Raw genomic sequence first — 12,725 nt, 5'->3', positions numbered from 1 at the left:
CAAGCTCCTTTTCTTTTTGCTTGTCATCTTAATTCCCTATCAACTAAAATAGTGTTAGACAAGGGGGCATTTCTCAATGGAAAAACAGGTGAAAGAAAAGAATGAATTATGGGAATGGACAAAAGCGCTATTAATTGCATTTGCGATTGCTGCAATTATACGATATTTTTTATTTACACCAATTGCAGTTGATGGTGAGTCCATGATGCCAACCCTTGAAGATGGCGACCGCATGATTGTGAATAAAATTGGTTATAAAATTGGTGAACCGAAACGCTTTGATATTGTTGTGTTTCATGCACCTGAACAAAAAAATTACATTAAACGTGTAATTGGATTGCCAGGAGATTCACTGGAATATAAAGATGATCAATTATATATCAACGGTGAGCCAATTGATGAGCCCTATTTAGATGCTTATAAAGCTCAAATTACAGGGGGAACATTAACAGAAGACTTTACCTTAAAAGACATCGATGTTTCATTAGATGAGATTCCAAAAGGGTATGTTTTTGTCATGGGGGATAATCGTCGAAATAGTAAAGACAGTCGACATATTGGTCTAGTAGATCAAAAGGAAATCATCGGCAACACAAGTTTGATTTTCTGGCCGTTTAATGACATAAAAATTGTAAAGTAATGCAAGAAAGGGAGCGTTTAGGAACTCCCTTTTTCTTTTAGTTTAGGAGGCACAGCAGTGACAATTCAATGGTTTCCAGGGCATATGGCAAAGGCCCGACGTGAAGTAACGGAAAAATTAAAGCTTGTTGATATTATATTTGAGTTAATAGACGCACGTTTACCTTTATCGTCTCGTAATCCAATGATTGACGAAGTCATCAATCAAAAACCTCGTTTATTAGTTTTGAATAAGGCAGATATGGCAGACGAGCAAGAAACACGTAAATGGGTAGAATATTTTGCACAGCGTGGTCATAAAGCAGTCGCTATTAACTCGCTTGAGGGTAAAGGCTTACAACAAGTAACGAAAGCAGCACAGGAAATATTAAAAGAAAAGTTTGATCGCATGAAAGCAAAAGGGATGAAGCCTAGAGCTATTCGTGCAATGATTGTTGGAATACCGAATGTTGGGAAGTCCACATTGATTAATCGCTTGGCGAAAAAAAATATTGCTAAAACGGGGAATACCCCAGGTGTAACAAAGGCGCAGCAATGGATTAAGGTTGGGAAAGAACTTGAGCTATTAGATACGCCAGGGATTTTATGGCCAAAATTCGAAGATCAAGAAGTAGGCTTTAAATTAGCTTTAACGGGTGCTATTAAAGACACCATAACAAACATGGAAGACTTAGCAGTATATGGCTTACGCTTCTTATCCGTTCATTATCCAAAGCGTATGGAGGAGCGTTACGGCTTTGGGTTCATCCATGAAGACTTGGTTGAAACTTTTGACCATATTGGGAAACTTCGACGTGTGTTTGGTGCAGGTGGAGAAATTGATTATGATCAAGTAGCTCAACTAATCGTGCGAGATATTCGTGGCTTGCAATTAGGCAAATTAACATTTGATTTTGTTAATGAACAACTAGAAAAAGAATCGGAACAATAAAAAGTTTTGGAAACTGTCACACCCTCTTTGTGGCAGTTTTTCTTTTAGGAATGAATTTTTCTACCGATAATAATTATATAGAGGAAAAATCTGAGCTACATAATGACTGAAATGGATTTAGGTTTAATGCGTAGAGGCAAGAAGGAGTAAGAAAGTGAAAAGTATTAAAGAAATTACAGTTGCACTAAAAGATGCGGAAGAATGGCAAGAGTGGATGTCGGGTATTGCGGAAGATGAACGAGTAGGTGTCCAAAAGGCTTGGCTTACTTGGCAGAAGAAGCAAGACAAAAAGCGGCAATTGATTCAGGAACATCAAGAAAAAGTGGCATTCGATTTAAGCTATGGGGGAATAGATGCATTAATTGCAGGTGTAGATGAGGCGGGGCGTGGTCCTCTAGCGGGGCCCGTCGTTACAGCAGCTGTAATTTTGCCAACAAATAGTGAGGCTCTAGTTGGTTTGAATGATTCTAAGCAATTATCGAAGGATAAACGAAATGCCTTTGCCGCTTTAATTAAAAAACATGCTATTAGTTATTTTATTCACTTCCAATCGGCTCAACAAATAGACGAGCTTAATATTTATGAGGCGACCAAACAATCTATGAAGGCAAGTGTGGAATCGTTATCGAGAAAACCTGATTACGTTTTAGTAGATGCCATGACATTACCTATGGCTATCCCTCAGGATTCCATCATTAAAGGAGATGCCAAAAGCTTAGCAATAGCAGCAGCCTCCATTCTAGCTAAAACAGCCCGAGATGATTACATGGAACAATTAGATAAAGATTTTCCTATGTATGGTTTTGCACAACATGCAGGCTATGGTACAAAGCAGCATTTAAAGGCACTAGAAGAATACGGACCAACGATACACCATCGTAAATCGTTCGAGCCGATCAAATCCATGTTTGAATAATACGTTAGTACCAATTACCGAAGGAGTAATTGATGAAAGGAGTATCTTATATGACAGCCACATCATTTAATCCAATCCAGATGCAACAAAATCAAATAACTGCAAGTAATCAACCACTTGCCTTAAAACAAGGGCAAGTATTTCATGGAACGATTAAGAAATTATACCCTGATCAAATGGCAGAGATACAAGTAGGAAATCAAAAATTTATAGCTAAACTTGAAGTTCCATTAAAAGCTGGAGATGCCCATTTTTTCCAGGTAACAGGAACAGACCCACAAGCAGAATTAAAAGTGGTGTCAGGACCGATGACGCCCACCACTTCACCAAGCCAGCAAATTAATCAGCTATTAGAATCCATGAATTTACCTAAGACAGCAGAGATGCAGCAATTATTAGGACATTTTATGAAGGCGGAGCTACCTATTTCAAAAGATCAGCTATTACAAGCTGAAATGTGGTTAAAGGCATTACCAGAAGGTATATCTAAAATGGATGCTTTGCAAACGATTCAAAAAATGATAGAGCTTAAAATGCCCATGACTAATGAGGTCTTTCAAGCGCTAATTAGTGGACAGAAGACTTCTGGCATGGCGGCTATTATGGAAAACTTTGCACAGCTTCTAGCAAGAGATACAGCCTTACCTGAACAGCTTAAGCAAAATTTAATGCAACAAGTACAAGCTATTGCAAAGCCATTTGAAGTAGAAACGGGTAGCGTGGTTCTTGCGAAAGTTCTCGAAAATTTAACAAATAATACCGCTACAACCAGTGAAAAAATGCAAGCTCTGTCGATCTTAAAGGAGTCTGGGATAATACCGAATCAGGCTACATTGCAAAATTGGTCAAGTATGAATGATGCAAAAGCTTCTCAGCAAATGCAGCAAGCGGGTCAAGTCGTTCAAGCTATCCTAACAACGAAGCCTGAAAATGCTGCTCAGCTGATTGAACAGCTTAAATCATGGACAACCAATCAGCACTTTTTAACAAATGATCAAAAGCAACAGATTAATCAACTAATTGATCGTTTTAATCAATTGCCTGTTACCAAGCAAACATTAGATATTTTTGCTAAGCAAATGCAAGATCAATTATTAAAAGCCTTTTCGCAAAATATGTCTAATCATTTATTTACACAGGACATAAAAGGACTGTCAGTAAAAGATCATCTACTGTCTTTAGTAAAGCAAGAGGTAGCTTCTCCATTACAAAATGAAGCCCTGATGCGTAATCTCGTAAAAAATAGCATCGCTTCTTCACAGCCCTTTGTTCAACAAATAGTGACACAAGCAGACGCTCTTGTTCAAAATTCGATGGATAGTAAGGCAATGGAGCATGCTATGAAAACGGTATTGAAAAATTTAGGGGTAAGCTATGAGGCGACACTCGGAAATAAATCAGCGGATTTACAAATGATTGCACATCAATTAAAACCACAGCTTCATACATTATTGCAGGAAACTAATATGACACCGCAATTGAAGGAAGCGGCAGAAATGCTAATGACACGAATGAATGGGATGCAACTATCTTCAGGAGAAAATGGACACCAACATCAATTAATTATGCAAGTACCGCTTGAGTTTTTCGGTAAGAGAATGGATGCAACATTGCAATGGAATGGTCGCATGAAGGATGATGGTAAGATTGATGCCAACTATGCAAGGGTATTATTTTATTTACAAATGGCCTCCATGCAAGAAACGGTCATTGATATGCAGGTTCAAAATCGAGTGGTTACAGTAACGGTCTTTAATGAATATTTGGAGATTCAATCTCTTGCAGAACCACTAAAGGCAGCATTAAAAAATGGGCTGGCAGAGAAAAATTATCAATTATCAGGCGTTTTTATGAAGCAATTTGACAAGGGGCAAGTGGTCAAAAGTAGTCCTGTAATAGAACAGCAAGAGGAACAGAGTGGGGTGGATATCCGCGTATGAGCGAAGAAAAATTCACCCGTAAAGAGGCAATTGCGTTAACGTATAAACTTGGTCAATTCGATAGTCCAACTGTTGTAGCAAAGGGAAAAGGGAAAATTGCCGAGAACATTTTGGCAAGGGCTAATGAGCATAATGTGCCGATTTATGAGGATCCTAACCTAGTTCAACTGCTTGGTCAATTAGATTTAAACGAGTCCATTCCTGAGGAATTATATCAGGCTGTGGCAGAGGTTTTTGCTTTTATTTATCGTTTGGATCAAGAACATGCGCGAAAATATAGAAAAAATGAAGTATTCTGATTATTTTTGCAAGCTGTTTTAGTACACAAAATAGAAGAATGCGTCATAATAATAGAGAAAATTCGAACAAAAGACAAAGTGTAGACTTTATCAGAATGTTTCGTTAGAATAGACTATGTTAGTAAAACAATTCTATGCAAATGTTTGATGGGAGGATGTATTATGAATATCCATGAATATCAAGGGAAAGAGATTCTGAGAAAATATGGTGTAGCTGTACCAAACGGAAAAGTTGCTTTTTCCCCTGATGAAGCAGTGAAAGTAGCGAAGGAACTTGGCTCTAATGTAACTGTAGTCAAGGCGCAAATTCATGCAGGTGGACGCGGTAAAGCAGGTGGTGTAAAAATCGCTAAAAACCTTGATGAGGTACGTACGTACGCAAAAGAATTATTAGGGAAAATTTTAGTGACTCATCAAACAGGTCCTGAGGGAAAAGAAGTAAAACGCTTATATATTGAAGAAGGTTCTGATATCCAAAAAGAATACTATTTAAGTTTAGTTTTAGACCGTGCAACTTCCCGCGTTACAATGATGGGATCCGAAGAAGGCGGTATGGATATTGAAGAAGTAGCGGAAACAAATCCGGAAAAAATCTTCAAAGAAGTAGTTGATCCAGTGGTTGGATTAACAAGTTTCCAAGCACGTCGTATGGCGTTTAATATGAATATTCCAGCAAACCTTGTAGGGAAAGCTGTTAAATTAATGTTAGGTTTATATCAAGCATTTATCGACAAAGATGCATCAATTGTTGAAATTAATCCACTTGTTGTAACTGGACAAGGCGAGGTAGTAGCACTAGATGCTAAGTTCAATTTTGATGCCAATGCATTATACCGACATAAAGATATTGTCGAATTACGCGATTTCGATGAAGAAGATCCAAAAGAAATCGAAGCATCAAAATATGATTTAAGCTATATTTCATTAGATGGTAACATTGGCTGTATGGTTAATGGTGCTGGTCTTGCTATGGCGACTATGGACACAATTAGCTACTACGGCGGTAGCCCGGCCAACTTCCTTGATGTAGGGGGCGGTGCAACAGCTGAAAAAGTAACTGAAGCTTTCAAAATTATCCTTTCTGATCCACACGTAAAAGGCATTTTTGTAAACATTTTTGGCGGAATTATGAAATGTAACATTATCGCTGAGGGTGTTGTGACAGCTGCTAAAGAAATCGGTTTAGCTGTGCCACTAGTTGTACGTTTAGAAGGTACGAATGTAGAACTTGGAAAAGAAATTTTAAATGCATCTGGTTTAAACATCGTTGCAGCGGATTCAATGGCTGACGGTGCACAAAAAATTGTGGGACTAGTAGGCTAAGGAAGGCAGGGAGAACAATGGCTGTATTTATTAACAAAGATACGAAGGTAATTGTACAAGGGATTACGGGCGAAACAGCTCTTTTCCATACGAAGCAAATGCTTGAGTATGGTACTAAGATCGTAGCAGGTGTAACACCAGGTAAAGGTGGACTTGAAATCGAAGGAGTTCCTGTTTTCAATACAGTGGCAGAAGCTGTAGCTGCAACAGGCGCGACAACTTCAGTTATCTACGTTCCTGCTCCGTTTGCAGCAGATGCAATCTTAGAAGCTGTTGATGCTGAATTAGAATTAACAATCTGTATTACAGAACATATTCCGGTTCTTGATATGGTGAAAGTTAAACGTTACATGGAAGGTAAAAAGACTCGCCTAGTAGGTCCGAACTGTCCGGGTGTTATTACAGCTGATGAATGTAAAATCGGTATCATGCCTGGCTATATCCATACAAAAGGTCATGTAGGAGTTGTATCTCGTTCTGGTACATTAACGTATGAAGCAGTACATCAATTAACACAAGCTGGTATTGGTCAAACAACAGCTGTTGGGATTGGTGGAGACCCTGTAAATGGTACAAACTTCATCGATGTACTTGATGCGTTTAATAATGACCCAGAAACATATGCAGTAGTTATGATTGGTGAAATCGGTGGTACAGCTGAGGAAGAAGCGGCTGCATGGATTCAAGCCAATATGACGAAACCTGTCGTTGGCTTTATTGGTGGACAAACTGCACCTCCAGGTAAACGTATGGGGCACGCAGGTGCTATCATTTCTGGCGGTAAAGGAACAGCTGCAGAGAAAATTAAAGCTATGAATGCGGCAGGCATTGAGGTAGCAGAAACACCATCTGTTATTGGTGAAACACTTATTAAAGTAATTAAAGAAAAAGGGCTATACGAAAAGTGTAAAACCCATTAAAATGGAAGATGTAGCACATAGTGGCTACATCTTTTTCCTTATTTATACACTGTTTATCTTCCTTCATTATCAATTTCCTATTTCCTGTATTGAAAATTACACACAAAGTTGTGTTCAAAACACCATGCGGTCATTTACTTTCTTCTATTATAAAGGAGGTTTGTAAAATGATTCTTGCAGTAGATACACAGAGATTACTAGCTTTGCATTATGTATATCCTTTACCTCTTCAAAAACTTCAACGATTATTGTCCCCAGTGAACGTTTTAAACACTTTTGAAGAAGCTCATTATGGTGAAATCGCGAATATTTTACAAATATCGGCACATAAAGCATTACAAATTTCCCGAAGCTTTCGACAAATTATGACAATCCCATTTGAAGAGGCCTATACACGGGCCAATATTTTCCCCATACCTTTTTATCATCCTTATTTCCCGGCGCAATTATTTGAAATATCCAGTCCTCCTACTGTATTGTATGTGAAAGGTCGATATTCCCTGTTAACAAACAAGAAACAGATAGCAATTATAGGCTCTAGGAAGGCTACAGCGTATTCGAAAAGAGCGTTAGACCTAATTGTCCCACCTCTTGTTCAATGTGGGTATACGGTCGTAAGTGGGCTTGCTAGAGGCGCTGATACAATGGCACATAGGGCAACAATCGATATGGGAGGGCACACAATGGCTGTGCTTGGACATGGTTTTAATTATCTCTATCCGAGAGAAAATCAAGTACTTGCGATGGATATGGCCGATCAACAGTTATTAATAACTGAGTATCCTCCATATATGAAGCCCGAGAAATGGCATTTCCCGATGCGTAATCGAATCATTAGTGGTTTAGCTCAAGCGTTAGTTGTGACAGAGGCAGCGATAAAAAGCGGTACGCTTATTACAGCAGAGCTTGCATTAGAGCAGGGGAAGGATATATTTGTGGTACCGGGACCTATTGATGCAGCACAGTCCAAAGGGACCAATCAATTACTTGTAGAAGGAGCAATTCCAGTAATGAATGGTCATCAAATCGTTGAAACACTAGACCTGTTTTCTAACAAAAATTGAAAAAAAGTTGCATTATCTTAAAATCTGTTATACATTTTGCAACAGGTAACTTAAAAATTTAGTAAAAGACCTCGCTAAGGGGGAGACATAGATGGCGGATTATTTAGTGATTGTAGAATCACCAGCAAAAGCAAAAACAATTGAACGTTATTTAGGCAAAAAATATAAGGTGAAAGCATCTGTTGGACATGTAAGGGATCTTCCACGTAGCCAAATGGGTGTGAGTGCAGAAAATAACTTTGAACCTAAATATATTACGATTCGTGGTAAAGGACCTGTTTTACAGGAATTAAAATCTGCGGCTAAAAAAGTAAAGAAAGTCTATCTAGCGGCCGATCCAGACCGCGAGGGAGAAGCAATTGCTTGGCACCTTGCGACTGCATTAAATATCGATATTAACTCGGATTGTCGAGTTGTATTTAACGAAATTACGAAAGATGCGATTCTTGAATCATTTAAGAATCCGCGTCCTATTAACATGGATTTAGTAGATGCACAGCAAACAAGACGAATATTAGATAGACTTGTTGGCTATAATATCAGCCCAATTCTTTGGAAAAAGGTGAAAAAGGGTTTATCAGCGGGTCGTGTACAATCTGTAGCGCTGCGTATGATTATTGATCGCGAAAATGAAATTAAAAACTTCCAACCAGAAGAGTATTGGACAATTGAGGGTACTTTTGAAAAAGGTAAAAAATCATTTGATGCACTTTACTATGGAAATGGCAAAGACAAAATTAAGCTAACGAATGAGGAACAAGTAAAGACAGTTTTAAAGGGTGTCAAAGGGACAGACTTTCATGTTGTGAATGTTTCTAAAAAAGAGCGTAAACGAAATGCTGCACCAGCCTTTACAACCTCTTCGTTACAACAAGAAGCAGCGCGAAAATTAAATTTCCGAGCAAAGAAAACGATGATGCTTGCACAGCAATTATATGAAGGTATTGATATTGGTAAAAAAGAGGGTACAGTCGGGTTAATCACTTATATGCGTACCGATTCCACACGTATTTCTGAAACGGCAAAAACGGAAGCGATTGCTTTCATCGAATCAAAGTATGGAAAAGAATATATTGCAACAGAAATAAAGCAGACGAAGAAAGCTTCAAATGCGCAGGACGCCCATGAGGCAATACGTCCAACAAGTACGATGAGAACACCAGAGGAATTAAAGGCAGTTCTTAGTCGTGACCAGTTGCGTTTATATCGCTTGATTTGGGAGCGCTTTATTGCAAGCCAAATGGCTCCGGCTATACTTGATACTGTGGCGGTAGATCTTCAAAATGGTGATGTTTTATTCCGTGCGAACGGCTCACAAGTTAAATTTGCAGGTTTTATGAAGCTATACATCGAAGGTACAGACGATCAAACGGAGGAAACGACAAAGCTTTTACCTGAGATGGAAATTGGTGATCAAGTAAAATCGCTTGAAATTGAACCTAAGCAGCATTTTACACAGCCACCACCACGCTATTCAGAGGCGCGACTTGTTAAAACGATGGAAGAATTAGGTATAGGTCGCCCGTCCACATATGCACCGACCCTCGATACAATTCAGCGCCGTGGCTATGTTGTGTTAGATGCAAAACGCTTTATGCCAACAGAGCTAGGTGAAATCGTACACCAACTCGTACTAGAATTTTTCCCTGATATCATAAATATCGAATTCACTGCACAAATGGAACAAGATTTAGATGATATTGAAGAAGGTAGTCGTCAATGGAAGAATATTGTGGAAGAGTTTTATAAAGACTTTGAAGTCCATGTTAAACATGCAGATGAAGCTATGGAAAAAGTAGTAATAAAAGATGAGCCAGCTGGAGAAGATTGTGAGCTTTGCGGATCACCAATGGTCTATAAGCTGGGTAGATATGGTAAGTTTATGGCTTGCTCGAATTTCCCAGACTGCAGAAATACAAAAGCTATTATGAAACCTATTGGTGTAAAATGTCCGTCATGTGAAACGGGCGAAATTGTAGAGCGTAAAAGTAAAACGAAGCGTTTATTCTACGGCTGTAATCAATATCCGGAGTGTGAATTTGTATCTTGGGACAAACCAATTAGTAGACCATGCCCGAAATGTAGTGCATTATTAGTAGAGAAAAAGATTAAAAAAGGTGTCCAAATTCAATGTACAAAATGTGACTATGAAGAAGCACCAACACAATGATAGGAAGATGGTAAAATCATGACTGAACAAGTAGTAAATGTAATAGGAGCGGGGCTAGCAGGTAGTGAAGCAGCTTGGCAAATAGCAAAACGAGGTGTGAAAGTAAGACTCTATGAAATGCGTCCAGTAAAGCAAACGCCTGCACACCATACAGATAAATTTGCAGAGCTTGTTTGTTCTAACTCACTACGCGCAAATGGATTAACAAATGCTGTAGGTGTTATTAAGGAAGAAATGCGTATTTTAGATTCTGTCATTTTAAAAGCAGCAGACCAATGTTCTGTGCCTGCTGGAGGAGCATTAGCCGTAGACCGTCATGAGTTTGCAGGTTATGTGACAGAGGCAGTGAAAAATCATCCACTTGTGGAAGTTATTCATGAAGAAGTGACAGAAATTCCTGAAGGTATAACAGTTATTGCTACAGGTCCTTTAACTTCGAAAGCTTTGGCTGAAAAAATTCAAGGTTTAACGGGTCTAGATTATTTATACTTTTATGATGCAGCTGCACCAATTATTGAAAAAGATAGTATAGATATGGATAAGGTTTATTTAAAATCTCGTTATGATAAGGGTGAAGCAGCATATTTAAACTGCCCGATGACGAAGGAAGAATTTGATCGTTTCCGTCAAGCATTAATTGAAGCAGAAGTAGTCCCATTAAAAGAATTTGAGAAAGAGATTTACTTTGAGGGCTGTATGCCAATCGAAGTTATGGCGTCTCGTGGAGAGAAAACCATGTTATTTGGACCAATGAAGCCAGTCGGTCTTGAAGATCCGAAAACAGGGAAACGTCCTTATGCCGTAGTACAACTACGCCAAGATGATGCTGCTGGTACTCTTTATAACATTGTTGGTTTCCAAACACATCTTAAATGGGGCCCTCAAAAAGAAGTATTACAATTAATCCCAGGATTAGAAAACGTGGAAATTGTACGTTACGGTGTTATGCACCGAAATACTTTTATTAATTCACCAAAAGTGTTAGAGAAAACATACCAACTTCGTGAACAAAAGAATATTTTCTTTGCAGGTCAAATGACGGGTGTCGAAGGATATGTGGAATCAGCTGGAAGTGGATTAATAGCTGGTATAAATGCAGCTCGTTTAGCATTGGGACAAGAACCGATTATTTTCCCATTCGAAACGGCGTTAGGAAGCATGGCGCGTTATATAACAGAAGCGCAATCGAAAAACTTCCAACCAATGAACGTTAACTTTGGAATTTTCCCTGAGTTACCACCAGGTAGACGTTCAAAGCCGGAGCGTGCAGAAATGCATGCAACACGCGCAATAAGCACAATTCATAATTTTGTGAATTCACAAACAATTTAATTGCCAAAAGCCTCTAAAAGTTGTTATACTCTTAGAGGCTTTTTCTTTTTGTAGACAAAATGCTTGCTTAGACATGTTTTATTATTTTGTATGGAGATTTTCTCAAAATATAACTAATTACACTTGCTATCTTACAAAGATAGGTATAGTGTCAATATGTATGTTTATTAATGATGGAATACGATACAAACTTGTAAGAGATGACAAAGAATTATTTATCCGTTATATTACAAGTGTCAGTCATTTGAGAAAATTATTAATAAATTATTGGTGGTGAATCTTTCTATGTTAGTTTCGTCCCAAGATGCACTCGAACAGTTCATGCTTTACATCCAAGTTGAAAAGAACTTCTCTGTTCATACAGTGCGAGAATATGAATCAGACCTGCTGGATTTTTTGGCCTTCTTACAAAGGGAAGGAATTAATGATTTAGCGAGTGTTGAATATATACATGCACGTCTTTATGTAACAAAGTTGTACGACGAAAAAAGAGCAAGGGCTTCTATTTCTAGAAAAATATCCTCAATACGCTCCTTCTTCCGCTTTCTAAATAGACAGTATGGATTTGATGATGGGGCATTTCGTTCTCTTTATCATCCTAAAAAAGAATCTCGTTTACCAAATTTCTTCTATGAAGAAGAATTGATGCAGTTATTTGATGCGAATACCGGGGATGATTTGAAATCGTTGAGAAATATGGCTATATTAGAGCTGTTATATGCGACAGGTATTCGTGTAAGTGAGCTGACTTCCATTCAAGTTAAGGATGTAGATTTTCATTATTCCATCATACGAGTTATGGGAAAAGGTCGAAAAGAACGAATTATCCCATTTGGTCAATTTGCAAGTTTAGCAATGCTGGACTACATAGAGCAGGCTCGTCCTAGATTGATGAAAAAGACTAATCATCAGCAATTGTTTGTCAATATGCGAGGTGGGGAACTTACTCCTCGAGGGGTACGTCATGTTTTAAACGAAATGATTGACAAGGCCTCGCTCCATACGAAAATTTACCCACACATGCTTCGCCATACTTTTGCCACACATTTATTAAACAATGGCGCGGATTTGCGAACGGTGCAGGAGTTATTGGGCCACTCGCATTTATCTTCTACACAAGTTTACACACATGTAACAAAAGAGCACCTACGTCAAACATATATGAATGCTCATCCAAGGGCATAATAGAGT

At 38.5% G+C, this 12,725-nt stretch carries 11 protein-coding genes; all 11 read left to right on the top strand.

Annotated elements, in window-relative coordinates; all coding sequences use genetic code 11:
- The first annotated feature begins 76 nt into the window (after positions 1 to 76).
- The 11 genes from lepB to xerC all read left to right on the top strand — a co-directional run bounded on the left by lepB (position 77) and on the right by xerC (position 12,719).
- A complete protein-coding gene (gene lepB, locus AC3CH7_RS05165) occupies positions 77 to 640 on the top strand; it encodes a signal peptidase I (protein WP_012293246.1) in 564 nt (187 codons plus the stop codon).
- 57 nt (positions 641 to 697) lie between these two features.
- On the top strand, positions 698 to 1,570 hold the full coding sequence (gene ylqF / locus AC3CH7_RS05160) for a ribosome biogenesis GTPase YlqF (protein WP_012293247.1): 873 nt from the start codon (positions 698 to 700) through the stop codon (positions 1,568 to 1,570).
- Between the two features lie 154 nt (positions 1,571 to 1,724).
- Positions 1,725 to 2,486 (top strand): ribonuclease HII, encoded by a 762-nt coding sequence (gene rnhB, locus AC3CH7_RS05155; RefSeq protein WP_012293248.1) that lies wholly within the window; start codon positions 1,725 to 1,727, stop codon positions 2,484 to 2,486.
- A gap of 50 nt (positions 2,487 to 2,536) precedes the next feature.
- On the top strand, positions 2,537 to 4,426 hold the full coding sequence (locus AC3CH7_RS05150; RefSeq protein ID WP_036160958.1) for a hypothetical protein: 1,890 nt from the start codon (positions 2,537 to 2,539) through the stop codon (positions 4,424 to 4,426).
- Entirely contained in the window at positions 4,423 to 4,725 is a 303-nt protein-coding gene (locus tag AC3CH7_RS05145) for an EscU/YscU/HrcU family type III secretion system export apparatus switch protein (protein ID WP_012293250.1), read from the top strand. The genes AC3CH7_RS05150 and AC3CH7_RS05145 overlap by 4 nt, the downstream gene beginning before the upstream one ends.
- A gap of 162 nt (positions 4,726 to 4,887) precedes the next feature.
- Positions 4,888 to 6,048: an ADP-forming succinate--CoA ligase subunit beta gene (gene sucC, locus AC3CH7_RS05140; protein WP_025113922.1), complete on the top strand. Its 1,161-nt coding sequence runs from the start codon at positions 4,888 to 4,890 to the stop codon at positions 6,046 to 6,048.
- Positions 6,049 to 6,065: 17 nt separating this feature from the next.
- Positions 6,066 to 6,968, top strand: coding sequence for a succinate--CoA ligase subunit alpha (sucD, locus tag AC3CH7_RS05135; RefSeq protein ID WP_012293252.1), 903 nt, complete (start codon positions 6,066 to 6,068; stop codon positions 6,966 to 6,968).
- A 167-nt stretch (positions 6,969 to 7,135) separates the two neighbouring features.
- A complete protein-coding gene (dprA, locus tag AC3CH7_RS05130) occupies positions 7,136 to 8,032 on the top strand; it encodes a DNA-processing protein DprA (protein ID WP_012293253.1) in 897 nt (298 codons plus the stop codon).
- Between the two features lie 91 nt (positions 8,033 to 8,123).
- Positions 8,124 to 10,202, top strand: a complete 2,079-nt coding sequence (gene topA / locus AC3CH7_RS05125; protein ID WP_031418983.1) for a type I DNA topoisomerase — start codon at positions 8,124 to 8,126, stop codon at positions 10,200 to 10,202.
- 18 nt (positions 10,203 to 10,220) lie between these two features.
- Entirely contained in the window at positions 10,221 to 11,534 is a 1,314-nt protein-coding gene (trmFO, locus tag AC3CH7_RS05120) for an FADH(2)-oxidizing methylenetetrahydrofolate--tRNA-(uracil(54)-C(5))-methyltransferase TrmFO (RefSeq protein ID WP_012293254.1), read from the top strand.
- A gap of 285 nt (positions 11,535 to 11,819) precedes the next feature.
- On the top strand, positions 11,820 to 12,719 hold the full coding sequence (gene xerC / locus AC3CH7_RS05115) for a tyrosine recombinase XerC (RefSeq protein WP_012293255.1): 900 nt from the start codon (positions 11,820 to 11,822) through the stop codon (positions 12,717 to 12,719).
- Positions 12,720 to 12,725: the final 6 nt, after the last annotated feature.

The sequence above is a fragment of the Lysinibacillus sp. F12 genome (genome assembly GCF_057773605.1).
Note: the sequence above shows the minus strand (reverse complement) of the source record. Positions and strands in the feature narration are given on the sequence as shown.